Origin of the sequence: Methylobacterium aerolatum, assembly GCF_022179085.1 — a bacterium.
Lineage (GTDB): Bacteria > Pseudomonadota > Alphaproteobacteria > Rhizobiales > Beijerinckiaceae > Methylobacterium > Methylobacterium aerolatum.
The window spans coordinates 1-24,512 of sequence record NZ_BPQE01000039.1; the positions used below are offsets into that span (position 1 = coordinate 1).

General features: G+C 71.5%; 20 protein-coding genes. 10 read left to right on the plus strand and 10 right to left on the minus strand.

Annotated features, from left to right (window positions below; translation table 11 throughout):
• Window positions 1-588: 588 nt before the first annotated feature.
• Both MFF06_RS20965 and MFF06_RS20970 read right to left on the minus strand, forming a co-directional pair.
• Window positions 589-1,974 (minus strand): amidase, encoded by a 1,386-nt coding sequence (locus tag MFF06_RS20965; RefSeq protein ID WP_238207764.1) that lies wholly within the window; start codon window positions 1,972-1,974, stop codon window positions 589-591.
• Between the two features lie 206 nt (window positions 1,975-2,180).
• Window positions 2,181-3,794, minus strand: a complete 1,614-nt coding sequence (locus MFF06_RS20970) for an ABC transporter substrate-binding protein (RefSeq protein ID WP_238207765.1) — start codon at window positions 3,792-3,794, stop codon at window positions 2,181-2,183.
• Between the two features lie 209 nt (window positions 3,795-4,003).
• Between MFF06_RS20970 and MFF06_RS20975 the strand changes: the two genes are divergently transcribed.
• A complete protein-coding gene (locus MFF06_RS20975; RefSeq protein ID WP_238207767.1) occupies window positions 4,004-4,192 on the plus strand; it encodes a putative motility protein in 189 nt (62 codons plus the stop codon).
• 12 nt (window positions 4,193-4,204) lie between these two features.
• On the opposite strand, the gene MFF06_RS20980 is transcribed toward MFF06_RS20975, so the two are convergent.
• The 3 genes from MFF06_RS20980 to MFF06_RS20990 form a co-directional block, all read right to left on the minus strand.
• Window positions 4,205-4,417, minus strand: coding sequence for a TOBE domain-containing protein (locus MFF06_RS20980; protein ID WP_238207769.1), 213 nt, complete (start codon window positions 4,415-4,417; stop codon window positions 4,205-4,207).
• Between the two features lie 194 nt (window positions 4,418-4,611).
• Complete coding sequence (panD, locus tag MFF06_RS20985) at window positions 4,612-5,073, minus strand: aspartate 1-decarboxylase (RefSeq protein WP_238207771.1); 462 nt, start codon at window positions 5,071-5,073, stop codon at window positions 4,612-4,614.
• Window positions 5,074-5,200: 127 nt separating this feature from the next.
• Complete coding sequence (locus tag MFF06_RS20990; protein WP_238207773.1) at window positions 5,201-8,113, minus strand: PAS domain S-box protein; 2,913 nt, start codon at window positions 8,111-8,113, stop codon at window positions 5,201-5,203.
• Between the two features lie 251 nt (window positions 8,114-8,364).
• Between MFF06_RS20990 and MFF06_RS20995 the strand changes: the two genes are divergently transcribed.
• The gene (locus MFF06_RS20995; RefSeq protein ID WP_238207775.1) at window positions 8,365-9,282 is read left to right on the plus strand and encodes a dihydrodipicolinate synthase family protein; all 918 of its coding nucleotides are present in this window, start codon (window positions 8,365-8,367) and stop codon (window positions 9,280-9,282) included.
• A gap of 171 nt (window positions 9,283-9,453) precedes the next feature.
• Here MFF06_RS20995 and MFF06_RS21000 read toward each other — a convergent pair whose 3' ends face one another.
• The 5 genes from MFF06_RS21000 to MFF06_RS21020 form a co-directional block, all read right to left on the minus strand.
• Window positions 9,454-10,683, minus strand: coding sequence for an acyl-CoA dehydrogenase (locus tag MFF06_RS21000; RefSeq protein ID WP_238207777.1), 1,230 nt, complete (start codon window positions 10,681-10,683; stop codon window positions 9,454-9,456).
• A 16-nt stretch (window positions 10,684-10,699) separates the two neighbouring features.
• Window positions 10,700-11,854: an acyl-CoA dehydrogenase family protein gene (locus tag MFF06_RS21005; protein ID WP_238207779.1), complete on the minus strand. Its 1,155-nt coding sequence runs from the start codon at window positions 11,852-11,854 to the stop codon at window positions 10,700-10,702.
• A gap of 261 nt (window positions 11,855-12,115) precedes the next feature.
• Window positions 12,116-13,297: an acyl-CoA dehydrogenase family protein gene (locus MFF06_RS21010; RefSeq protein ID WP_238207781.1), complete on the minus strand. Its 1,182-nt coding sequence runs from the start codon at window positions 13,295-13,297 to the stop codon at window positions 12,116-12,118.
• Window positions 13,298-13,301: 4 nt separating this feature from the next.
• Window positions 13,302-14,489 (minus strand): acetyl-CoA C-acyltransferase, encoded by a 1,188-nt coding sequence (locus MFF06_RS21015; RefSeq protein WP_238207790.1) that lies wholly within the window; start codon window positions 14,487-14,489, stop codon window positions 13,302-13,304.
• A gap of 46 nt (window positions 14,490-14,535) precedes the next feature.
• Window positions 14,536-16,602: a 3-hydroxyacyl-CoA dehydrogenase NAD-binding domain-containing protein gene (locus tag MFF06_RS21020; protein ID WP_238207792.1), complete on the minus strand. Its 2,067-nt coding sequence runs from the start codon at window positions 16,600-16,602 to the stop codon at window positions 14,536-14,538.
• Window positions 16,603-17,079: 477 nt separating this feature from the next.
• Here MFF06_RS21020 and MFF06_RS21025 point away from each other — a divergent pair, with 477 nt between their 5' ends.
• The 8 genes from MFF06_RS21025 to MFF06_RS21060 all read left to right on the plus strand — a co-directional run bounded on the left by MFF06_RS21025 (window position 17,080) and on the right by MFF06_RS21060 (window position 24,495).
• Window positions 17,080-18,243, plus strand: a complete 1,164-nt coding sequence (locus MFF06_RS21025) for an ABC transporter substrate-binding protein (protein ID WP_238207794.1) — start codon at window positions 17,080-17,082, stop codon at window positions 18,241-18,243.
• A 7-nt stretch (window positions 18,244-18,250) separates the two neighbouring features.
• Window positions 18,251-19,123, plus strand: a complete 873-nt coding sequence (locus tag MFF06_RS21030) for a branched-chain amino acid ABC transporter permease (protein WP_238207796.1) — start codon at window positions 18,251-18,253, stop codon at window positions 19,121-19,123.
• A gap of 12 nt (window positions 19,124-19,135) precedes the next feature.
• Window positions 19,136-20,134 (plus strand): branched-chain amino acid ABC transporter permease, encoded by a 999-nt coding sequence (locus MFF06_RS21035; protein WP_238207798.1) that lies wholly within the window; start codon window positions 19,136-19,138, stop codon window positions 20,132-20,134.
• Window positions 20,127-20,837, plus strand: a complete 711-nt coding sequence (locus MFF06_RS21040) for an ABC transporter ATP-binding protein (protein ID WP_238207801.1) — start codon at window positions 20,127-20,129, stop codon at window positions 20,835-20,837. Before MFF06_RS21035 ends, MFF06_RS21040 begins: the two co-directional genes overlap by 8 nt.
• Window positions 20,830-21,543 carry an ABC transporter ATP-binding protein gene (locus tag MFF06_RS21045; protein ID WP_238207803.1) on the plus strand — a complete coding sequence of 238 codons (714 nt, stop codon included), beginning with the start codon at window positions 20,830-20,832 and terminating at the stop codon, window positions 21,541-21,543. Before MFF06_RS21040 ends, MFF06_RS21045 begins: the two co-directional genes overlap by 8 nt.
• Window positions 21,540-22,304, plus strand: coding sequence for an enoyl-CoA hydratase-related protein (locus tag MFF06_RS21050; protein WP_238207805.1), 765 nt, complete (start codon window positions 21,540-21,542; stop codon window positions 22,302-22,304). Before MFF06_RS21045 ends, MFF06_RS21050 begins: the two co-directional genes overlap by 4 nt.
• Window positions 22,301-23,116 (plus strand): IclR family transcriptional regulator, encoded by an 816-nt coding sequence (locus tag MFF06_RS21055; protein ID WP_238207807.1) that lies wholly within the window; start codon window positions 22,301-22,303, stop codon window positions 23,114-23,116. The genes MFF06_RS21050 and MFF06_RS21055 overlap by 4 nt, the downstream gene beginning before the upstream one ends.
• Window positions 23,117-23,298: 182 nt before the next feature.
• Complete coding sequence (locus tag MFF06_RS21060) at window positions 23,299-24,495, plus strand: CaiB/BaiF CoA transferase family protein (protein ID WP_238207809.1); 1,197 nt, start codon at window positions 23,299-23,301, stop codon at window positions 24,493-24,495.
• Window positions 24,496-24,512: the final 17 nt, after the last annotated feature.

The window sequence follows — 24,512 nt, forward strand, 5'->3', positions numbered from 1 at the left end:
GCTTGGCCGCGCGGGACAGGCTCACCGAATCCGAGGGCGGAGTCCCGGACCCGAAGGAGCGATCCACAGCCGACGCCGACGGGTCGAACCCGGTATCCCACATCAAGCAACCCTCCGTCGGGAATGGGGCAGCGATCGGGGCCACGTCATCGGCGCCGATGCCCTCGGCCGCCGTAACACTCCATCAACCAAAACCGATCCCGAAAGAATCCAAAATTATTCAGAAAAGTTGCTTCGATCCGCGCCGCCGCACCGGGGCCCCCGCGGGGTGCGGGGCGACCCGCGCTGCGGTCCAGGCGGCGTCCTCGAGGATGAATACGTAGATCCGTCAACATCTTGAAGCGAGACGCACAGGCGCCGCCGGATTTCCGCCCGCCGCGAGGGGGCGATCCCGGTAACCCTATCCTGAAAAACCGCAAGGGCCGAGTTCTGTGTCCGGCCATGTCGAGGCGGCTATGGCCAAGCAATCCCGGACCGCACGCCGAAGCAGAACGTGGCAACGCCGAGATGAGGTCGGCTTTCATGCTTCATTTCCGCCACAATCTCTTCGACCGAATCAGTCTCTGCTTCGAGCGCAGGCCGTGCGCGTCATGCCGGCGGGAGGCGCCGGTGCCAGTCGGTCGCCTGCTGGTAGGCGTGGCCGACGCGCAAGGCCGTGGCCTCGTCGTAGCTGCGGCAGACGATCTGGAGCGACAGCGGCAGGCCTTCCTCCGTGAACCCGTCCGGCAGCGCCAGGGCACAGAGGCCGAGGAGGTTGCCGAAGCGGGTGAAGCGGGCGGGCAGGTGGTCCTCGTCCACCTCCGCGAGGGGGATGGCGGCGGTCTCGGTGGTGGGGGTGAGGAGGGCATCGATCCCCTCCATGGCCTCGGCGAACCGCAGCCCCAGCTCCGCCCGCCGCGCCTGCGTCGCCAGGTAGTCCTGCGCCGTGACGGAGGCGCCCGCGAGCACCCGCGCCCGCACCGCCTCGCCGAGGGGCGCGGCGGGATCCTCCGCCAGCGCGCGGTTCACGAAATACGCCTCCGCGTTGGTGACCGCGCTCATCGCCAGGAAATCCGCGAAGCGGAAGGGCAGGGCGATCTCGACCAGGGTCGCGCCCTCGCCCTCCAGAACCGCGAGGGCCGCGTCGTAGGCCGCGAGCATGGCGGGGGCGACGCCTTCCCGTTCGGCCTCCGGCATCCGGGCGAGACGCAGGCCGCGCACCCCCCGATGGCGGGGGCTCCAGGGCTCGACGGGCGGGACGCCCCGCGTCAGCGGATCGAGGGGATCCGGCCCCGCCATGGCCTCGTAGAGCAGCGCCGCGTCCTCCACGGTGCGGGCGAGGGGGCCGGGCGTGTCGAAGGTGGCTGCCAGCGGTGCGATCCCATGGGTCGAGACCCGGCCCACCGTCACCTTCAGGCCCGTGAGTCCGCAGAAGGCGGCGGGCAGGCGCACGGAGCCGCCCGTGTCCGTGCCGAGGCCCCAGGGGGCCATCCGCGCCGCCACGGCGACGCCCGTGCCGCTCGACGAGCCGCCGGGCGTCCGCGCCACCTCCGGGTCCCAGGGGTTCCGGGGGGTGCCGAGGCGGGGGTTGGTGCCCCAGCCGCCATAGGCGAACTCGACGGTGTGGGTCTTGCCGAGCACGATCATGCCCTGCGCGATCAGCCGCCGGGCGACGGTCGCGGTGTGGGCGGCGCGGCGGTCGCGGTAGGCCGCCGAACCGCCCATGGTGATGCGCCCCCTGAGGTCGATCAGGTCCTTCAACACCACCGGCACCCCGTGCAGGGGGCCGACCGCGTGGCCCGAGCGGATCGCCCGCTCCGCCCCCTCGGCGGCGAGCCGGGCGTCGTCGGCGAAGACCTCCGTGAAGGCGTGGAGCGTGGGATCGAGGCGGGCGATCCGGTCGATCATCGCCTCCACCGCCGCGACGGGCGAGACGCGGCCCGCACCGATCAACCCCGCCAGCGCGGCGGCGGACAGGGTGTGGAGTTCGGTCATGACGGGCCTCCTGCCCTCGCTCGTTACCCTTGCCCCTTGCCCCCGGCGCACGGCCGGCCGACGCGGAAGGCCGGCCCGGCACGACAGGGGGCCAGACTGGAGCATCCTCCGTGACCCTCGGATGACACGGGGTGCGCCTGACCAGGCCCGTCGTCCATGCATCGATCATTCCGGACCCGGCCGACGCCTCCGACTGGATCGATGCACTAGCGCACGCTCACCCGGGTGAGGTCGACGAACCAAGTCCGGGACGGGGCGAAGCCCTGCACCCTCGGTGCCAGCGCCCGAGGGTTGAGATCATGGACAACATACAACCATGGTGGATTGTCGACCAAACGCTCGTGGGCGATGCGCGTCTGCGCGGCGATGGTCGCCTCGTCCGTGGTCTCCGCGAGCGCCTTCAAGGCCGCGTCGAAGCGCGGGTCCGCCCAGGTGGCGAAGTTGAAGCCGGCGGGGGGAAACCGTGCGGAGGAGAAGTAGCGCTCCATCACCGCCGGGTCGGAGGAGGGGGAGGAGATGTTGAGGGCGTCCACCCCCCGGACGCCAGGAGCGTCCGGCCGCGCCCGGAGGCCGTTGAGCAGCACCTGCCACTCCACGACCCTGAAGCTCACCTCCACGCCGCAGGCGGTCTTCAGGGTCTCCTGCAGATACTCGTTCATCGGCAGCGGCAGCATCTGCCCCGAGCCCGAGGCGGAGATCATCACCGTCAGGGCGAGGGGCTTGGCCGGACCGTAGCCGGCCTCCGAGAGGAGCGCCCGGCCCTTGCCCGGCTCGAAGCCGTAGCGGTTCTGCGGCGTGCCGAAATCCGGGTCGCCGTCGTTGAGCCAGCCGCTCGCCGGTTCGGCGGTGCCCGCCAGCAGCGTGACGATGCCCTCCCGGTCGATGCAGTAGTTCAGGGCCTGCCGGACGCGGACGTCCTTCAGGGGGCTCCCCTCCGCGCCGCTGTTGAAGATCCACGGCCAGATATGCGGATAGGGCGCGGTGGCGACGGTGAAGTCCGCCTGCTTGAGGGAGGGGATCGCGTCCGGGGGCACGGCCTCGATCCAGTCGACCTGGCCGGCGCGCAGGGCGGCGACGCGGGCGTTGGCGTCGGGGATCGGCAGCAGGCGGATGCCGTCGAGCTTGGCCCGGCGACCGGTGTCCCAGTAGGCGTCGTTGCGGGCGAGCTCGACCGATTCCCGCGGGGAGACCCTGACGATCCGGAACGGGCCGGTTCCCGCCGCCGGCACGGCCGGGACCTTCGTCCAGTCCCGTCCCGCCGCCTCGAAGGGGCGGGGCGAGGCGATGAGCAGGTACACCGCCATGTAGGGGAAGAAGGAGGCCACCTCCGTCGTCGTGAATTGCACGGTGGCCCCGTCCACCTTCCGGTAGCCAGCCAGGATCGGGACCCGCGCCCGCGAGATCCCCGCCGCCTGCGGCTCGAATTGCGGGCTGTCGGCCTTGAAGTAGCGGTCGAGGTTCCACAGCACGGCGTCGGCGTCGAAGGGCGTGCCGTCGTGGAACGTGACGCCCCGGCGCAGGTGGAAGGTCCAGACGCGGGGGTCGGCGGGATCCTGCTCCCAGCGTTCGGCCAGGGCGGGCTTGAGGCCGTGGCCCGAGAGGTCCCACTGCGCCAGGGCCTCGAAGACCGGGTAGCCCAAAAAGCGCATCCCCTCGAAGCCGTTGTTGGGCAGGCCGGTGGCGGTGGGGATGTCGGCGGCGGTCATGGCGATCCGCAGCACGCCCTCCGCGGGGGCGGGCCCCCCGATCCCCGCGGCACCCGCGACCGCGCTCGCCCACAGGCTGGCCACGACCAGGGTGAGACGAGGAAGGGGCGGCATGTGATCTCCGGTTGCGCGATCGGCGCACCGGACTCCCCCGTCGGGACCGCGTTGGCAAGATGGCATTCGGCCCGGGCGGGGGTTTCCCCGTCCCCGGAACGCCGTCCGGTCGGGCGAACCGCTCCGCCCCGGCGACGCCGGGGGCGATCGCGGGCATTCGACCCGTCCCGCTCACCCGGCCTTTACCGGTGGTGGATCAGGATGGCGCCATGAGCAGCTCGATCGCGCCCGCCGTGCAGATGCAAGCCGCAGGCTTCGCCCAGTCGGTCGGCGTGGCGGTCGCCCGCCAGCAGATCGACGCCGGGAAAGCCGTGGCCGACCTCGTGGCCCAGACGGCCGCCTCCGCCTCGCCCCCGGCTCCGGCGGGCCAGGGGCAGCGGCTCGACATCAGGGTCTGACCGGCCGGGGCGTCAGGGCTTCACCAGCAGCACGTTCACCGCCTTGGCGAGGACGTGGACGGCGTCGCCCTCCTTGAGGCCGAGCTCCTCCACCGAATCGAGGGTCATCACCGAACTCATCCGGTAGGGGGTGCCGACGAGTTCGACCTCGATCTGCGCCATCACGCCCCCGCGCTTGATCGCCGTGACCGTGGCGGGAATGTCGTTGCGGGCCCCGTGCTTCATGGATCCTCCCCTCGGCGCCCCTGCGGCGCAGGTCTGATCTAGTGCATCGATCCAGACGGAGGCGTCAGCCGTGTTTGGAAACATTGATGCAAAGACAAAAAGCGAGTGCTCACGCGCATGAACCCAGTGAGTGCGTCTGAGCATTCGGCCCGGCCCGGGGAAGGGGATGCCGGGCCGCCGCCCGCGGCGGGGCCCTACGCCACCCGGATCCGGGTCGCCACCCGCGGCGGCTCCTCCGCGCCGGTCTCCGCCTCCAGGATGCGCATGTCGAGGCGGCCCTCCTCGTCGCGAAAGACGTCGTAGACCACCCTGTCCACCACGGCGTTGTCCGCGCCGAAGATCAGCACGCGCGGCTTGTGGGCGATCACGTCGTCCACGGCGCCGTAGCTCGCCGAGGCGATGATCACCTCGTCGCCGACCTGGCAGGTGCGGGCGGCTGCCCCGTTCAGGATGCAGCAGCGCGAGCCCGCCGGGCCGTAGAGCACGTAGGTGCTGATCCGCGCGCCCGACATCTTGTTCCAGATCTCGACGAATTCGAGGGGATCGAGGCCGACCTCGCGGCAGAGATCGGCGTCGATCGTGATGGAGCCGTGATAGTTCAGGTCGGCGCCGGTGACGCGGATCCCGTGCAGCTTGGCGCGGACGAAGCTCTGCATTGGTGTCCTCCCCCATGAGGCCGGACCGCGTCGTCGAGGAGGCGGCCCCCGGGTCTCATAGCAAGACGCGCCACCGCGAGTCTCGCCGTCCGCGGGCCCGGGCCGGCCGCCGCCCCCGGCCTCCCTGTCAGCCCGCCTCGATCATCGACCGGATGCGGGCCGCCATCGTCTCGATGGCGAAGGGCTTGGTCAGCACGGCCATGCCGGGCTTGAGCTTGCCGTTGCCGATGATGGCGTTCTCCGCGTAGCCGGTGATGAAGAGCACCTTGAGGTCGGGCCGGGAGACGCGGGCCGCATCCGCCATCTGGCGCCCGTTCATCCCACCGGGCAGGCCGACATCGGTCACGAGCAGGTCGATGCGCACATCCGATTGCAGCACCTTCAGGCCGGCGGCGCTGTCGCTCGCCTCGATGGCGGTGTAGCCGAGATCCTCCAGAATGTCGGTGATCAGCATCCTGACCGTCGACTCGTCGTCGACGATCAGCACCGTCTCGCCCTGCTCGGAGCGCGGCAGCGCCACCGCGTCGTCGTGGCCGGCGCTCTCTTCGACGTCGCCGTAGTGCCGGGGCAGGTAGATGCAGACGGTGGTGCCCTTGCCGACCTCCGAGTAGATCCGCACCTGCCCGCCCGATTGCTGGGCGAAGCCGTAGATCATCGACAGGCCGAGGCCGGTGCCCTCGCCCAGCGGCTTCGTGGTGAAGAAGGGCTCGAACACCCGCTCCAGCACCTCCGGCGCGATGCCGGTGCCCGTGTCGGTGACGCACAGGGACAGGTACTGTCCCTCCGGCACGTCGTAGGTGCGCGAGGCCGGCCAGTCGAGCCAGCGGTTGGCCGTCTCGATGGTGATGCGCCCGCCCTCCGGCATCGCGTCGCGGGCGTTGATGCAGAGGTTCAGGAGGGCGTTCTCGAGCTGGGACGGATCGACCAGCGCCGGCCAGATCCCCGTGGCGCCGACGACCTCGATCGGGATGGCGGGGCCGACCGTGCGCTGGATGAGGTCCTGCATGTCCGCTACGAGGCGGTTCACGTTGGTGGGCTTCGGGTCGAGGGTCTGGCGGCGGGAGAAGGCCAGCAGGCGGTGGGTGAGGGCGGCGGCGCGCTTGGCCGCCCCCTGCGCCGCCGCCATGTAGCGCTCGACGTCGTTGAAGCGGCCCTGCTGCATCCGGCTCTGCATCAGTTCCAGCGAGCCCGAGATGCCGGCGAGCAGGTTGTTGAAGTCGTGGGCGAGGCCGCCCGTGAGCTGGCCGACCGCCTCCATCTTCTGGGATTGCCGGAGGGCCTCCTCCAGGGTCTCGCGCTTGGCGATCTCCTCCGCCACGCGCTGTTCGAGGGTCGCGTTGAACGCCTCCATCGCCGCCTTGGCGCGGAGTTCCCCCTCGATGTTGCGGGCCTCGATGACGGTGCCGATCGGCTGCCCGTCCTCGTTGCGGATGGGGCTCGCCGTGAAGCCCACGGGGTAGAAGCTCCCGTCCCGGCGGACGAAGACCTCCTCGCCCTGCTCCTGGTTGTTCTCGGGGAAGGCTTGGTCGATCGGGCACTCGCACAGGGGATAGGGCGAGCCGTCCGGCCGGGTGTGGTGCACGACGTCGTGCAGGGCGCGCCCTTGCGTCTCGGCCAGGGCGTAGCCGGTGAGCGCCTCGGCCGCCGCGTTCATGTAGCTGCAGTGCTGGCGCTCATCCATCACGAAGATGGCCTGCGTGGTGTTGTCGAGGATCGCGTCGAGGCGACGCGTCGTCTCCACGAGGCGGCGCTCGGTGACCTTCTGGTCGTCGATGTCGGTGACGGAGCCGATATAGCCGCAGAAGCTCCCGTCCTCGCCGAGGCGGGGCTGAGCGGCGTCGAGGAACCAGCGGTACCCGCCGTCGCGGCCCCTGAGGCGGTATTCCAGGCGGAAGGCGGCCCGCTCGGCGTTGGCGGCCAGGAAGGTCTCCTCCGACCAGCCCCGATCCTCCGGGTGGACGGCCTCCAGCCAGCCCAGGCCCAGGCCGTCGGCCTCGGTCTGGCCCGTATAGGCGTACCATTGCCGGTTGAGATACGTGCAGGCCCCGTTCCCGTCGGTGATCCACATCATCACCGGCGCGTGGTCGGCCATGTTGCGGAAGCGCGCCTCGCTCTCGCGCAGGACGATCTCGGCCTGCTTGCGCGCGGTGATGTCGATGGCCGTGCCGACCACGCGCACGCACGCCCCGGCCTCGTCGAACAGGCCCCGTCCCTTGGCCGCGACCCAGCGCACCACGCCGTCATCCCGGCCGATGGCGCGATACTCGACCTCGAAGATCGCCCGGCTCGCCGGATCGCGCGCCGCGTCGAGGGCGGCCCTGGTCGTGGCGCGGTCCTCGGGGTGGAGCCCGGCCTCGAAGTCGGCCATGGTGACCGGCACGTCGGGGGAGAGGCCGAACATCGCCTTGACCCGCGGCGGCCAGGACAGGGTGTTCGCGACCGGATCGATGTCCCACAGGCCGATCTCGGCGGCCTCCGTCGCGAGCGGCAGGGTCGCGTCCGCGATCCTCAGGCGCTCGGCGCTCGCGGCGTGCTGGGCGATCAGCGCCGCGTTCTCGCCCCGCAGGGCGGCCAGCTGCGCGAAGTCCGACGTGATGTCGTACTGGCTCGCGACGAAGTAGATGACGCCGCCCGCCTCGTCCCTGACCGGGGCCACCAGCAGCTGGTTCCAGAAGGGCGTGCCGTCCTTGCGGTAGTTGCAGATCGCGATCTCGATCCGGCGGCCCGCCGCGACGGCCTCGCGGATGCGCGAGACGTCCTCGGGATTGGTCTCGGGGCCCTGGAGGAAGCGGCAGTTGCGGCCGACGATCTCCTCGCGGGTGTAGCCGGTCAGATCGCGGAAGGCGTCGTTGGCGAAGATGATCGGGTTGTCGGGCTTGCGCGGGTCCGTGACGATCATCGGCATCCGCGTCGCCACCACCGCCGCCGCGAACGGATCGCCGCCCGCGCGGCCGGCGGCGATCTCGGACAGGATACGGTCCGTGTCGTGGCGAAGACTCTCCGGCCCCGTCCGCAGGGGAGCGCTCTCGGTCGTATGCATCGGGCCAGCGGTGTACCAGACGGGCGTTCCGGCTCAACTCCCCGGGCCGCGGCCCGTTGCGTCCGCCCGGTCAGGGCCCGCGCCGGGGCGCGCCGCCCCGAAGGACCGACCGCGCGACGGACTCCGCGGCACGTCCGGTGGCCGGTCCCTCCCGCCCGAGACGGCGAACCGGCCGGGACTTGACTCCAGGACCCGAAGGGCGCGACGCCCTTCGTGTTAACTCAGACAAATCTCTTGCGAGGATGAGACCCATGACGGCCCCCTATCGCGGCGTGTTCCCGGTGGCCCCGACGGTGTTCGACGCCGCAGGCGCCCTCGACCTCGACGGGCAGCGCCGGGCCATCGACTTCATGATCGAGGCCGGGAGCCAGGGGATCTGCATCCTCGCGAACTTCTCGGAACAGTTCGTCCTCACGGACGGGGAGCGCGAGACCGTGATGCACGCCGTGCTGGAGCACGTGGCGGGCCGGGTGCCGGTCATCGTCACGACCACGCACTTCGCCACCCATGTCTGCGCCGAGCGGTCCCGCCGGGCGCAGGAAGCCGGCGCGGCGATGGTGATGATCATGCCGCCCTATCACGGCGCCACGATCCGCGTGCCGGACCTCGGCGTCTACGAGTTCTTCCGCGCCGTCTCGGACGCGATCACGATTCCCATCATGATCCAGGACGCGCCCGTCGCCGGCACGCCCCTCTCGGCGGCCTTCCTCGCGCGGATGGCCCGGGAGATCGCGCACGTCTCCTACTTCAAGATCGAGACCGCCAACGCCGCCGCCAAGCTCCGCGACCTGATCGCGCAAGGGGGCGACGCGGTGGTCGGCCCCTGGGACGGCGAGGAGGCGATCACCCTGATGGCCGACCTCGACGCAGGCGCCACGGGCGCCATGACCGGGGGCGGCTACCCGGACGGGATCCGCACCATCACCGACGCCTACGCCGCCGGACGCCGGGAGGAGGCCATGGCCGCCTACGAGCGCTGGCTGCCGCTCATCAACTACGAGAACCGCCAGTGCGGCCTGCTCGCCTGCAAGGCGCTGATGGCCGAGGGCGGCGTGATCGCCCACGAGACCGCGCGCCTGCCGATCCAGCCCCTCCACCCGGCGACCCGCGCCGGCCTGATCGAGCTCGCCCGCCGCAACGACGCGATGGTCCTGCGCTGGGGGCGGTGAGGGGCGGGACATTGTCGTCTTTCCGGGGCGCCGGAGGCGAGCCCGGAAGCCAGAACCGCCGACGGTGCCACGGGCGGTGGTGTCGGCGTGTCTGGATCCCGGGCTCCGCTGCGCGGCCCCGGGATGACGGCAGGGCTGTTCGAGTCTCGATCCGCGTTAAGCGGCCGAGTCTCAAAAAAACGCCTGCAAGCCCGTCTGCGCCCGGCCCAGGATCAGGGCGTGGACGTCGTGGGTGCCCTCGTAGGTGTTGACCGTCTCGAGGTTCTGGGCGTGCCGCATCACGTGGTACTCGCCCATGATGCCGTTGCCGCCATGCATGTCGCGGGCGACGCGGGCGATGTCGAGCGCCTTGCCGCAATTGTTGCGCTTGACGAGGCTGATCATCTCCGGCGCCATCTTGTGCTCGTCCATCAGGCGGCCCACCCGGAGGGAGGCCTGGAGGCCCAGGGCGATCTCGGTCTGCATGTCCGCGAGCTTCTTCTGGACGAGCTGGGTCTGCGCCAGCGGGCGGCCGAACTGCTTGCGGTCGAGGGTGTAGTCGCGGGCCCGGCGCCAGCAATCCTCCGCCGCGCCCATGACGCCCCAGGAGATGCCGTAGCGCGCCCGGTTGAGGCAGCCGAAGGGCCCCTTGAGACCCGAGACGTTGGGGAGGAGCGCGTCCTCGCCGACCTCCACGTCCTCCATCACGATCTCGCCGGTGGTGGAGGCGCGCAGGGAGAGCTTGCCCTTGATGGTCGGGGCGGAGAGGCCCTTCATGCCCTTCTCCAGCACGAAGCCGCGGATCGCGTTGTCGTGCGCCTCCGACTTCGCCCAGACCACGAACACGTCCGCGAAGGGCGCGTTCGAGATCCACATCTTGGCGCCGGTCAGGCGGTAGCCGGAGGCGGTGCGCACCGCCTTGGTCTTCATGCCCGCCGGATCGGAGCCGGCATCGGGCTCGGTGAGGCCGAAGCAGCCGATCCACTCGCCCGAGGCGAGCTTGGGCAGGAACTTCTTCCGCTGCTCCTCCGAGCCGTAGGCGTAGATCGGGTACATGACGAGGGAGGATTGCACGCTCATCATCGAGCGGTAGCCGGAATCGACCGATTCCACCGCCCGCGCCACGAGGCCGTAGGCCACGTAGCTTGCCCCCGCGCAGCCGTACTCCTCCGGCAGGGTCACGCCGAGGAGACCCAGCTCGCCCATGCGCCGGAACAGGTCCGGGTTGCTGGTCTCGTGCGCGTAGGCGTCCACGATGCCGGGCAGGAGCTGCTCGCGGGCGAAGTCCTGCGCGACGTCGCGGATCGCGCGCTCGTCCTCGGTGAGCTGTTCGTCGAGGAGGAAGGGATCGTCCCACACGAAGCGGGCGGAGGGCGGGGCGTCGGGCGCGGCGGAGCCGGGCGGGCGCATCGGAGCGTTCATGGCGTCTCTCCTCGTCTCAGGCGGCGCTCGGCAGGGCGCCCGCGTCGCTCACCCGGCGCAGATGGGTGGGCGTATCGCCGAACAGAACCTCGATCGCGGTGAGGCGCCGGAACAGGTGCGCCCCGAGATATTCGAGCGTCATCCCGATGCCGCCGTGGAGCTGCACCGCCTCCTGGCCCACGGAGCGGGCCGAGCGGTTGACCTGCACCTTGGCGGCGGAGACGGCGGGCCCCCGCTCGGCCGCGTCGTCCCCGGCCGCCATCATGGTGGCGTAAAGGGCCATGGAGCGGGCCTGTTCCAGGGCCACGAACATGTCGACGGCGCGGTGCTGCAGCACCTGGAAGCCGCCGATCGCCGTGCCGAACTGCTTGCGGGTCTTCAGGTAGTCCACGGTGAGGGTGTGGAGCGCCTCCATCACGCCCACCGCCTCGGCGCTCACGGCGGCGATGCCGCCGTCGAGCACCCGCTCGATCACCGGCAGGCCCGCATCGGCCTGCCCCAGGAGCGCGTCGGAGGGAAGCGTCACGCCCGCGAGCGTCAGGTCCGCCGCCCGGCCGCCGTCCTGGGTCGGATAGGCCGTCACGGTCAGGCCGGGCGCGTCGGCGGGGACGAGGAACAGGCTGATCCCGTCCGCGTCGCGCCGTCCGCCGGCCGTGCGGGCGCTGACCACCAGGGTGTGGGCCGCGTCGGCGTTCAGCACCACGCACTTGGCGCCGTCGAGGACGAAGCCGTCGCCCTCCCGCCGGGCGGTGGTGGCGACGTCGAACCGGTCGTAGCGGGCCTGCCGCTCGCCATGGGCGAAGGCGAGGCGATGGCGGCCCTCCACGAGGCCGGGGATCAGCGCCGCCTTCTGCGCCGCGCTGCCCGCGAGCCGCAGGGCGGTCCCGCCCAGCACCACGCTCGCGAGGTAGGGCTCGGGGGCGAGGTGGCGGCCCAGCGCCTCCACGGCGATCATGGTCTCGACGGGGCCGCCGCCGAAGCCGCCATCCTCCTCCGCGAAGGGCAGGCCGAGGAGGCCGAGTTCGGCGAGTTCGGTCCAGGCGGCCTCGTCGAAGCCCAGCGGCTTGCGGCGGGCGGCCTCGATCCTCTCCAGGCTGCCGTAGCGGTCGGAGGCCCAGCGGCTCACGCTGTCCTTGAGCAGGTTCTGCTCGTCGGTGAGGTCGAAATCCATCGTGCTGAAGTCCGTTGGAGCTTATTTCTACGGTTCATGGGGCGAACACGGGACACCGCGCCGTCATTGCGAGCGAAGCGAAGCAATCCAGCAGCGCCACGTCTTGAGACGTCCCGACGCCCTGGATGGCTTCGCCGACGCTCGCCATGACGGGGCGCTCGTGCATCGATCCAGTCGGAGGCGCCAGCCGAGACTGGAAAAATCGGTGTAAAAACAATCAGCTGGTGCAGAACGCATGAACGAAGTGACTGCGTCACTGCACTAGAGTCCCAGGATCGCCTTGGCGATCACGTTGCGCTGGATCTCGTTCGAGCCGCCGTAGATCGAGACCTTGCGGGTGTTGAGGTAGGTCGGCGCGGCGAAGGCCTCCCAGCCGAGGGCATCGCTGTCGTTGGCCACCGGTGCCGGGAGGCTGAGCGGCCCCGCCAGTTCGAGGAGGAGTTCGGTCGCCGCCTGCTGCAACTCCGAGCCCTTGATCTTGAGGATCGAGGAGGCCGGATCGGGCTTCGACGCGTCGCGCTTGGCCTGCGCCGCCACCACCCGCATCTGGGTGATCTCCAGGGCCTTCAGTTCGATCTCGACCGAGGCGATCCTGCCCCGGAAGGCGGCATCGTCCCACATCGTGCCGTCGCCCGCCGGGGTCTCCCGGGCCAGCCGCTTGACGCGGGCGATGCGCTCCTTGGTGAGGCCGATGCGGGCGATGCCGGTGCGCTCGTTGGCGAGCAGGAACTTGGCGTAGTCCCAGCCCTTGTTCTCCTCGCCCACGAGGTTCTCGACCGGCACGCGCACGGAATCGAAGAAGACCTCGTTGACCTCGTGGCGCCCGTCGATGGTGATGATCGGGCGCACCGCAATGCCGGGGCTCTTCATGTCGATGAGCAGGAAGGAGATGCCGGCCTGCTTCTTCGCCGCCGGATCGGTGCGCACGAGGCAGAAGATCCAGTCGGCGTACTGGCCGAGGGTGGTCCAGGTCTTCTGGCCGTCGACGACGTAGTGGTCGCCGTCCCGCACGGCTCGCGTCTTCAGGGAGGCGAGGTCCGAGCCGGCGCCGGGCTCGGAGAAGCCCTGGCACCACCAGTCGTCGAGGTTGGCGATGCGCGGCAGGAAGCGCTTCTTCTGCGCCTCGTTGCCGAAGGCCGCGATCACCGGGCCGACCATGAAGCAGTTGAACTGCAGGGGCAGGGGCACCGCCGCCTGCATCAGCTCCTCCATGAAGATGTAGCGGCGGATCGGATCCCACGCCTGCCCGCCCCATTCCTTCGGCCAGTGCGGCACCGCCCAGCCCTTGGCGTTGAGGATGCGCTGGGAGGTGACGTAGTCCTCGCGGGCGAGGGAGCGGCCCTCGGAGACCTTCTTCCGGATCTCGGCCGGGATCTCGGCGTGGAAGAAGGCGCGCACCTCCTTGCGGAAGGCGGTCTCCTCGGGGGTGAAGCGCAGGTCCATGGTGTTAGCTCCGTGCGATCTCGAAGAGGCCGGCGCAGCCCTGGCCGCCGGCGACGCACATGGTGACGACGGCGTAGCGCACGCCCCGGCGGCGGCCCTCGAGCAGGGCGTGGCCGACGAGCCGGGCGCCCGACATGCCGAAGGGGTGGCCGACGCTGATCGCGCCGCCGTTGACGTTGACCCGGTCCGGGTCGATCCCGAGTTTGTCCCGGCAGTAGAGGGACTGCGAGGCGAAGGCCTCGTTCAACTCCCACAGGCCGATATCGTCCACGGTGAGCCCGTTGCGCTCGAGCAAGCGCGGCACCGCGAAGACCGGGCCGATGCCCATCTCCTCCGGGCCGCAGCCGGCGGCCGCGAAGCCGCGGACGAGGCCGAGCGGCGCGAGGTTCCGGCGGGCGGCCTCGTCGGCCGACATCAGCACCGAGGCCGAGGCGCCGTCCGAGAGCTGGCTCGCATTGCCCGCCGTGATGAAGGCGCCCTCGCCGCGCACGGGCTTGAGCTTGGCGAGGCCCTCCAGGGTGGTCTCGGGCCGGTTGCCCTCGTCCTTGGAAAGCCGCGTCTCGACGTGGCGGGTCTCGCCCGTCGCCTTGTCGGTGACGGCCATGGTGGCGGTGATCGGCACGATCTCGTCGTCGAACAGCCCGGCGTCCTGCGCGGCGGCGGTGCGTTGCTGGCTCAGGACGGCGAATGCGTCCTGCGCCTCGCGGGAGATGCCGTAGCGCTCCGCCACGATGTCGGCGGTCTCGATCATCGGCATGTAGATGGCGGGGAGGTGCTCCTCCAGCCACGCGTTGCGGGTCAGCTCGCGCCGCACCTGCGGCTGGACGAGGCTGATCGATTCGACACCCCCCGCCACCGCCACCGGCACGCCGTCGAGGCGGATGCGCTTGGCGGCGTCGGCGATGGCCTGGAGGCCGGAGGCGCAGAAGCGCGAGACGGTGACGCCCGCCGCCTGGACGGGAACCCCCGCGATCAGGCTCGCGTGGCGGGCGACGTTGCCGCCGGTCGCCGCCTCCGGGTAGCCGCAGCCCATCACGACCTCTTCCACGGCCTCCGGCTCGACTCCGGCCCTGGCGAGGGCGTGGCGGATGGCGTGGGCGGCGAGGTCCGCCCCGTGGGTCAGGTTCAGCGCCCCGCGATGCGCCTTGCCGATGGGCGTGCGGGCGGTGGCGACGATTACGGCGTCCGTCATCGGAAACTCGCGTGCGGAAGGAGAGGGCGGGGCGGTCGCGCGGGGGTCACCGGCCGCCCCAGTCGGCGAAGCCCTTGCCCTCGGCTGCGAGGCGGGCGAGCAGCGGCGCGGGGCGCAAATTCCCGTCGCCGGTCTCGTGCGAAAAGCGCTCCAGCTCGGCGGCGACCGTGGCGAGGCCGAGGCCGTCGGCCCAGTGCATCGGGCCGCCGCGCCACGCGGGCCAGTTGTAGCCGTTGAGCCAGATCGTATCGATGTCGCCGGGGCGCGCCGCGATGCCTTCTTCGAGGATGCGCGCGCCCTCGTTGACCATCGGCAGCATCAGCCGGGCGACGATGTCCTCGGACGAAAAGCTGCGCCGGGTGATACCGTGCTCGGCGGCTGTGCGCTCGATCAGGGCCTCGACCTCGGGGTCGCGCGCGCCCGTCCGGGCGCCCTCGGGGTAGAGGTAGAAGCCTTTGCCGGTCTTCTGGCCGAGGCGGCCCGCCTCGCACAGCGCATCGGCGACGGGGGCCTTGCCGCCGGTGGCCTTGCGGGTGCGCCAGCCGATGTCGAGGCCCGCGAGGTCGGCCATGGCGAAGGGGCCCATGCGGAAGCCGAACTCCGTCACGGCGGCATCGACCTCGTGGGGGAGGGCGCCCGCCAGCAGCAGGCGCTCGCCCGCCGCGCTGCGCTGGGCCAGCATCCGGTTGCCGACGAAGCCGAAGCAGACGCCCACCGTCACCGGCAGCTTGCCCAAGCGCCGGGCGAGGTCGTTGGCGGTGGCGAGCGCGTCCGGCGCCGTGCGGGCGCCCCGCACCACCTCCACGAGGCGCATCACGTTGGCCGGGCTGAAGAAGTGCAGGCCGAGCACGTCGCCGGGGCGGTCCGTGGCGTCGGCGATCCGGTCGATGTCGAGGTAGGAGGTGTTGGTGGCCAGGATCGCGCCGGGCTTGGCGATCCGCGACAGGGCGGAGAAGATCGTCTCCTTGACGCCCATCTCCTCGAAGGCCGCCTCGACCACGATGTCGGCATCCGCCGCGAGGTCGAGCCCGACGGCGCCGGTGATGCGCGCCATCCGTTCGGCCATCGCCGCCTCGGTGAGGGAGCCGCGCTTGACGGAGGACGCATAGGTGGCGCGCATCCGGTCGAGCCCCCGGTCGAGGGCCTCCCGCTCGGTCTCGATCACCACCACCGGGATGCCGGCATTGGCGAAGCAGAGCGCGATGCCGCCGCCCATCGTGCCCGCGCCGACCACCGCCGCCGAGGCGATTGCCCGGCGCGGCGTGTCCTTGGCCAAGCCCGGCACCCGCGCGGTCTCACGCTCGGCGAAGAAGGCGTAGCGCAGGGCCTTGGAGCGCGGGTCGTCCACCAGGGCGAGGAAGCGGGCGCGCTCGGTGGCCACGGCCTCGTCGAAGGGCTGATCGAACCCGGCGCGCACGACGTCGGCCAGCGCCGCCACGTTCGGCTGGCCCGGGGCCTTCTTCAGGGCCTCGGCGGCCCGGGCCTCGAAGGCGGTACGCGCCGCCGGATCCAACCGCTCGCCGCGGTCGCGGACCCGGACCGGCGTGCCCTCACCGAGCGTGAGCGCCAGGGTGCGGGCGGCCGCGACGAGGTCGCCCGTCTCGAGGGCGTCGGCGAGGCCGGTCTCGACGGCCTTGGCGGCATCGACCGGCTCGCCGCCCAGCATCATCGCGAAGCCGGCCTCCGGCCCCACGAGGCGCGGCAGGCGCTGGGTGCCGCCCGCGCCGGGGATGAGGCCGAGCTTCACCTCCGGCAGGCCGAGCTTGGCCTTCGGCCCGACGACGCGGGCGTGGCAGGCCAGCGCCAGTTCGAGGCCGCCGCCGAGCGCCGCGCCGTGGATCGCCGCGACGACGGGTTTGCCCGCGCCGTCGAGGCGGGCGAGCAGGTCCGGCAGCAGGGGAGGGCGCGGGGGCTGGCCGAACTCCGAGATGTCCGCCCCGCCGACGAAGACCTTGCCCTCGGCCGCCAGCACCACGGCCCGCACGGAGGCATCCGCGAGAGCGCGCTCCAGCGCTGCGTCGAGGGCGGCGCGCAGGCCGTGGCCGAGCGCGTTGACGGGCGGGTTCGACAGCGTGAGCACGGCGACGCCGCCCTGGATCTCCTCTCGAACCACGTTTCCTCCCGTGTTCTGCAATGCAGAATAGTGGTTTGCATTTATGGGAGGGATGTCGCGCCTGCCGTGGGCCGTGTCAAGTCTGAGTGGGGAATTCGGGCCGATCGCAGCTCGACGCTCTTGGGCCTTGGTCAGTTCGCGGGGTACCCTTGTCCATGCTCGTCATTTTGAGTGCAGCGAAGCAATCCGAGGTGGGCGCCACAGTCGGAGACGTCCCGCTGCCCTGGATTGCTTCGCTGCGCTCGCAAGAACGGCGGAGCGTGGCCAAGGGCGTTCCATCCGGCCCGTCGAACAGTCTCGTTCCGTTGTGCAGAACATCCATCTGCGAATTCTTGACAACGCAAGACGCAGCATGCGATGCCGCACCCGCTTCGGCCGCCCCGCGGACCGGACGCTGACGCGGCCCCTCAGAGGCCGCGCATCAAGACGAATCACGCGCGCCGCCGGCTTCCGGTCCGCGCCCAGGGAGGAAGCCCCATGTTGCGCAGGACCGTCGCGGCCGCGTCGATCGCCCTCGCCACCCTCGCCGGGAGCGCGGCCCGCGCCGACGAGATCCTGGTCGGCGCCCACATGCCGCTGACCGGATCCCTCGCCCGCTCCGGCCAAGCCTTCGACGAGGGCATGCGGGTGGCGATCCAGATGTTCAACGCCCGCTCGGACAAGCACAAGATCCGCCTGCAGGTGATCGACGACGAGAGCACGCCCGCCAAGGCCGTCTCGGCGGTGGAGAAGCTCGTCTCGGACGGGGCGGTGGCGGTGGTCGGCGGCTACGGCTCGAACATCATCGGCCCGGCCTCCGACGCCTCGAACCGGCTGAAGACCACCTACATCACGGCCGGCGCGGTGAGCGACGAGCTGACGGTCCGGGGCCTCAAGACCTTCTTCCGCATCAACAACAACGCCGGCTACCAACGCGGCATCGGCACCCTGCTCGAGGCCCTGAAGCCGACCTCGGTGTCGATCCTCGCCTCCACCAAGGAGGCGCCGGCCCTGCTCGCCAAGGGGTTGCAGAAGGACCTGTCCGCCAAGGGCGTGAAGGTCACGGTGCACGAGTTCGACCCGGCGATCACCGACTTCAAGCCGATCATCAACAAGGTGAAGCTGCAGGACCGCTCCGACATCCTGATGATGTCGGCCTACGAGAACGACTATGTCGGCATCATCCGCGCCGCCAAGGTGCTGAAGCCGCCGGTCAAGCTCGTCGTCGGCGCGTGGTCGCTCGCCACGCCGAAGATGTCCGCCGAATTCCCCGACCTGATGAACAACGTCGTCGGCACCTCCTTCCTGCCCTACCCGGTGGAGATGAAGGACGAGGAGGGCAAGCGCTTCGCGGAGGTCTACAAGACGACCTACAACAAGGAGATCGAGTACCTCTCCACCCTGAGCTTCGTGGAGACCACGATCCTCGCCGAGGCCATCGCCCGCGCGGCCGAGGCCGGCACCCTCAAGGCCGGCGGCCTGCCCGACGCCATGCGCCAGACCGACCGCGAGACCCTGCTCGGCCCCGTCCAGTTCGACGCCACGGGCGACAACCCGCGCTTTGCCGTGGCCATGGGCCAGCACCGGGCCGGCAAGGTCGTGCTGGTCTCGCCGCCCGCCTCGGCGACGGGCGAGATCGTCTATCCCGGCCTGCCCTGGTGAGGCGGGCATGACCGATCTCGTCCTCCAGGCCCTGTTCTCCGGGCTCCTCGTCGGCAGCGTCTACGCCCTGGTGGCGCTCGGCCTCGCCCTCTCCTTCGGGGCGATGCGGATCATCAACCTCGCCCACGGCGAACTCGTCCTGCTCGCCGCCTACTGCGCCTACGTGGTCGAGGGGCGGCTGGGGCTCGATCCCTACCTCGCGATCCCCCTGGCGCTCCTCGTGGTGAGCGCGGTCTGCGCCGTGCTGTTCCTGATGATCGACCGCATCCGCGAGCACCGGGAGCTCAACTCCCTGATCCTGACCTTCGGGGTCGGCATCATCCTGACGAACGCGATCCTGCTGATCTTCGCGAGCGACGCGCGCACCACCGCCTCGGCGACCCTGCAGGACGCGACCTCGGTCGGCCCGGTCTACGCCATGAACGGCGAGGTCGTCGCCTTCGGGGTGAGCCTCGCCCTGATGGTCGCCCTGTGGTGGTGGCTGAAGACGAGCTGGTACGGGCGGGCGGTGCGCGCCGTCTCCTCGAACCGGGCGGCGGCCAAGCTCATGGGCATCAGCCCGGTGCGGACCGAACTCGTCTCCTTCCTCGTCGCCGGGGCGCTCGCGAGCTTCGCGGGCGTGGCGCTCTACACGATGAGCGTGGTGCAGCCGGCCCTCGGCCACGCGCTCACCGTGAAGGCGTTCATCGTCACCGTGCTCGCGGGCGTCGGCTCGATCCCCGGCGTGTTCCTGGCGGCGATCCTGCTCGGCGTCACCGAGGCGCTCACCGTCACCCTCGCGAGCAGCGCGTTGCAGGAACTCGCCGGCATGGTGCTGTTCCTCCTCGTCCTCTTCCTGCTGCCGAACGGCCTGTTCGGCGCCCGTGCCCGGCGCGGCTGAGGAGCAACCGCCATGGCCTCCCTCGATTCCGCCCCCGCCGTCCCGCTGAAGGCCGCCCCCGCCAAGGGGCGGCTGCCCGGCGGCGCGCTCCTCGGCCTCGGCCTCCTCGTCCTGGCGGCCCTGCCGGTGCTGCTCGGGGCCAGCAACTATCTGCTGGGGCTGCTGATCTCGGCCCTGATCCTGTCCGGCGTCTCCCTCGCCTGGGCGCTGCTGGGCAACCTCGGCGGCATGGTCTCCTTCGGCCACGCGGCCTTCTTCGGCGTCGGCGCCTACGCCTCGGCGCTGCTCGCAGGCAAACTCGGCCTGCCGGTGCTGCTCACCGTGCCGGCGGGCGGCCTTGTGGCGGTGGTGGCCTCGCTGGCCATGCTGCCGGCGCTGCGGCTGTCGGGGCCCTATTTCGCGCTCGCCATCCTCGCCTACGCGCAGATCTTCCGCATCCTCGCGACGGAAGCCTCCTGGCTGACCGGCGGCGGCGCGGGCTACCAGCGCTACCCGGGCCTGCCCACCGTGTTCGGCCTCGATCTCGCGAGCCGCACCGGCAGCTACCTGCTCCTCGTCGCCTGCGTCACCCTCTGCGCGCTCGCCTACCTCGCCGTCCGGCGCAGCCCTATCGGCCTCGCCCTGCGGGCCATCGCCGACAGCGAGGACGCGACGCGGGTGGTGGGCGTCAACGCGACGCTCCTCAAGTGCCTGATGCTGCTGCTCTCGGCCTTCATCACCGGCGTGTTCGGCGCGCTGAACGCCCACATCATCGGCTTCCTGGAGCCGGATTACGCCTTCTCCGGCGTCTGGAGCCTGATGCCGATCATCGCCGCGATCTTCGGCGGCTACCGCACCATCGCCGGGCCGATCGGCGGCGCGGTGATCATCTACCTGTTCGACCAGATCGTCGCGAAGGGGCTGATCGCGGTGGGCCACCAGATCATCCTGGGCTTCGTCCTCGTCGCGATGGTGCTCGCCGCGCCGAACGGGCTCCTGGGTCTCGCGAAGAGGGGTGGCCGCCATGCTTGAGCTCGACGCCGTCACCGTCCGCTTCGGCGGCCTCGTGGCGCTCCGCGACGTCAGCTTCACCGTGAAGCCCGGCGAGATCCTGGGGCTCGTCGGCCCCAACGGGGCGGGCAAGACCACCCTGTTCAACGGCATCTCGGGCCTGACCCGGGTGCGCGGGCGCATCCGCTTCGAGGGACGGGACGTCACCAAGCTGCCCCTCTACCGCCGGGCCCGCCTCGGGATCGGGCGCACCTTCCAGATCCCGCAGCCGATGCAGCACCTCACCGTGCGGGAGAACCTCGCCGTCGCGCAGGTCTTCGGCGCGGGCCGCAGGGATCCGGCGCGGATTGAGGAGATCCTGGAGGTGATGGAGTTGCAGGCCCAGGGCGACCGCCCGGCCGAGAGCGCGCTGGCCCTCCAGGAACTGAAGCGCCTGGAGATCGCCAAGGCGCTCGCCACCGAGCCGCGCCTCCTCCTCCTCGACGAGGTGCTGGCGGGGCTGGAGAGCCAAGCCAAGCGTCAGTTCGCCGCCAAGCTGAAGGAGCTGCACCGGCGCTTCGGCCTGACCGTCGTCATCGTCGAGCACGACATCGAGACGATCTCGGGCCTCTGCTCCCGGGCGGTGGTGCTGAACTTCGGCGAGATCATCGCCGACGGCACCCCGGCGCAGGTCTTCCGCGATCCCCGCGTCATCGAGAGCTACACGGGGACGGCCCATGCTTGAGACCCAGAACCTCCGGGCCGGCTACGGCCACATCACCGTCCTGTGGGACCTGTCGCTCACCTTCCGGGAGGGCGCGCTCACCGCCATCGTCGGCCCGAACGGGGCGGGCAAGACCACCCTGCTGCGGGCGCTCACGGGGCTCATCCCCTACGAGGGCCGGATCCTGCTGGGCGGACAGCCGCTGGCGGGCCGGAAGACCTGGGACCTCGCCGCCCAGGGCCTCGTGATGGTGCCGGAGGGCCGCCTCGTCTTCCGCGACATGAGCGTGGAGGAGAACCTCTGCCTCGGCGCCTACCCGAAGCGCTGCCGGGGCGACGTCTCCGCCGGGCTCGACCGGGTCTACGCCCTGTTCCCCCGCCTGCGCGAGCGGCGCACCCAGGCGGCGGGCTCGCTCTCCGGCGGCGAGGCGCAGATGGTCGCCATGGGCCGGGGCCTGATGTCTCAGCCCAAGATCCTGCTGATCGACGAGCCGAGCCTCGGCCTCGCCCCGGTGATCGTCAACGAGGTCTTCTCCATCATCGCCCGCCTCAAGGAGGCCGGGACCACGATCCTGCTGGTGGAGCAGAACACCCGCGTCGCCCTCTCGGTGGCCGACGACGTGCATCTCCTGCGCGGCGGGCAGGTCCGGCTCAGCGCGCCGGCGGCCGACATCGCCCTCGACCGCCTGCACGATCTCTACTTCGCCCGGGAGGCGGAAACCGCATGAGCGCCCCCGAGACCCTGCGGATCACGGCGCCCGCCGAGGGCGTGCGCCTCCTCACGATCGACCGGCCCGCCCGGCGCAACGCCCTCGACCGGGCGACCTACGGCGCCCTGCGCGAGGCCGTCCGCGCGGCCGGGGAGGACGGGGGCGTGCGCGCCCTCGTGCTCACGGGGGCGGGCGGCTGCTTCACCGCCGGCAACGACCTGTCGGACTTCCGCGAGACCGCCGAGAGCGTGGAGGACAGCCCCGGCCTCGCCCTGCTGAAGGTGCTGGCCGCCTGCCCGAAGCCGCTGGTCGCGGCGGTGGAGGGCCACGCGGTCGGCATCGGCACGACGCTCCTCCTGCATTGCGACCTCGCCTATGCGGGGGAGGGGGCGCGCTTCCGCCTGCCCTTCGTCAACCTCGGCCTCAGCCCGGAGGGCGCATCGAGCTACCTGCTCCCCCTGGTGGCGGGGACGAAGCGCGCCGCCGAACTGCTGATGCTGGGCGAGCCCTTCGGGCCGGAGGCGGCGCGGGAGGCGGGCCTCGTCAACGCCCTGGTGGAGGAGGGCCACGCCCTCGCCACGGCGCTGGCGCGGGCGAGCGCGCTCGCGGCCCTGCCCCCGGCCTCCATCGCCGCCACCAAGCGGGCGTTGAAGGCCGGCCATGCGGAGATCGTGGCGCGCACGCTGGCGAGCGAGGCCGAGACCTTCCACGCGCTGCGCCGGGGTCCCGAGGCCCAGGCCGCCTTCGCGGCCTTCTTCGCACGGAGCGCGGGACGATGAGCGCGACGGCCGATCCCCTCCTCGATCCCGAGGCGGAGGAGGGCGGTCCGAAGGAGGACCGGCACTTCGTCACGGCGCTGGCCCGGGGGCTCGCCGTGCTGGCCTGCTTCGGGCGCGGCCGCCGGATGCTCGCCAACCACGACATCGCGGAGGCCTGCGGCCTGCCCCGCTCCACCGTCTCGCGGCTGACCTACACGCTGACCAAGCTCGGCTACCTGCGCTTCGTCGAGGAATCCGGCAAGTACGCGCTCGGCACCCAGACCATCGCGCTGGGCTCCATGGCGCTCGGCGGCCTCGACGTGCGCCACATCGCCCGGCCGGCGCTGCGGGCCGTGGCCCAGGCGTCCAACGCCTCCGTCGGCCTCGGCGTCCGCGACCGGCTGAGCATGCGCTACGTCGATTGCCAGCGCGGGCCCGCCGCGATCTCGCTCAACCTCGACATCGGCTCGCGCATCTCGCTCGCCCGCTCGGCCATGGGCCGGGCCTACATCGCGGTCTGCTCCGATCAGGAGCGCGCCGCCCTCTACGAGGAACTGAAGGCCTACGATCCCCTCGCCTGGCCGGCGCTCCGCGACGGCCTCGACAAGGCGGTGCGGGAGCACCGGGAGATCGGCTGCTGCACCTCCTTCGGCGAGTGGCAGGACACCGTCTCGGCCATCGCGGTGGGCTTCCATCCGGGGGGCGGCCTGCCGCCGATGTCGATCAATTGCGGTGCGCCCACCGTCATCACCGACGGCCGCTTCCTGATGGAGGTGGCCCGGCCCCGGCTCATCGAGGCGGTGCGCGGCCTCGATGGGGTGATGGGGACCTGAGAGCCCCGACCGGAAGGACCTTCGCTCCCTCCGTCTTTGCGAGCGCAGCGAAGCAATCCAGGGATGCGCAACGATCGTGAGACGGCCCGCTGCCCTGGATTGCTTCGCTGCGCTCGCAAAGACGCGGCGGGATTCATGAGCCGCCGAACCCGTCCCGGCCAGACGCCAAGGAGACACGCCCGATGCTGTTCGATCCCGACGACCTGCCGCTGGCCGGCCTGCGCGTGCTGGACCTCTCCCGGGTGCTGGCCGGTCCCTGGTGCGCGCAGGTGCTGGGCGATCTCGGCGCCGACGTGATCAAGGTCGAGCATCCCGAGCGCGGGGACGACACCCGCGACTGGGGGCTCAAGACCGGCCCGACCAACACCTCGTATTTCGACAGCGTGAACCGCAACAAGCGCTCCATCGGGATCGACCTCACCGATCCGGAGGGGCTCGCCCTGGTGCGCAGGCTCGCCCGCGAGAGCGACGTGGTGGTGCAGAACTTCAAGACCGGCGGGGCCGACAGGCTCGGCCTCGGCTACGCGGCCCTGTCGGCCGAGAACCCCCGGCTGATCTACTGCTCCGTCTCCGGCTACGCCTCGGACGGGCCGGAGGCGACCCGGCCGGGCTACGACCTCGTGATCCAGGGCGAGGCCGGGCTCATGGCCCTCAACGGCGAGGCCGACCGGCCGCCCCTCAAGTTCGGGCTCGCGGCCGTCGACCTGTTCACCGGGCAGTTCGCGGCCCAGGCCGTCCTCGCCGCCCTCTACCAGCGCGAGCGCACCGGGCGCGGGCGCCTCGTGGAACTCGCCCTGTTCGATTGCGGCGTGGCGCTCACCTCCTATTACGGGCTGGAGGCGATGGTGCAGGGGCGCGACCCCGCGCGCTACGGCAACGCCCACCCCTCCATCGTGCCCTACGGCGTGTTCCAGGCCGGCGACGGGCCGATCGTCCTGACGGTGGGCAACAACGCCCAGTACCGGCGCTTCTGCGAGCAGGTTCTGGAGCGGCCGGACCTCTGCACCGATCCGCGCTTTTCCACCAACCTCGACCGCTCCCGGAACCGCGCCGCCTTCGTGCCCACGATGGAGGCGGAGCTGGCCAAGCGCAGCCGGGCCGACCTCGTCGCGAGGCTCGCGGCCGCCGGCATCCCCTGCGGGGAGGTGATGGGGCTGCACGAGGCCCTGACCTCCGACCGCGCCGGGACGGCGGGGCTGGTCGTCCCCGTCCGCGAGGCGGGGGACGGGCAAGCCGGGGACCGGGAGCCCGGCGCCCACGTCTTCGCGCCGCCCTATCGCTTCGATGGCGCCCGGCTGCCGATCCGCCGCCCGCCCCCGTCCCTCGACGGCGCGCGCGACGCCATCCTGGCGCAGGTCGCCGCCAAGCCGGTCCCGTGACGCGGCGGGACTCGCCG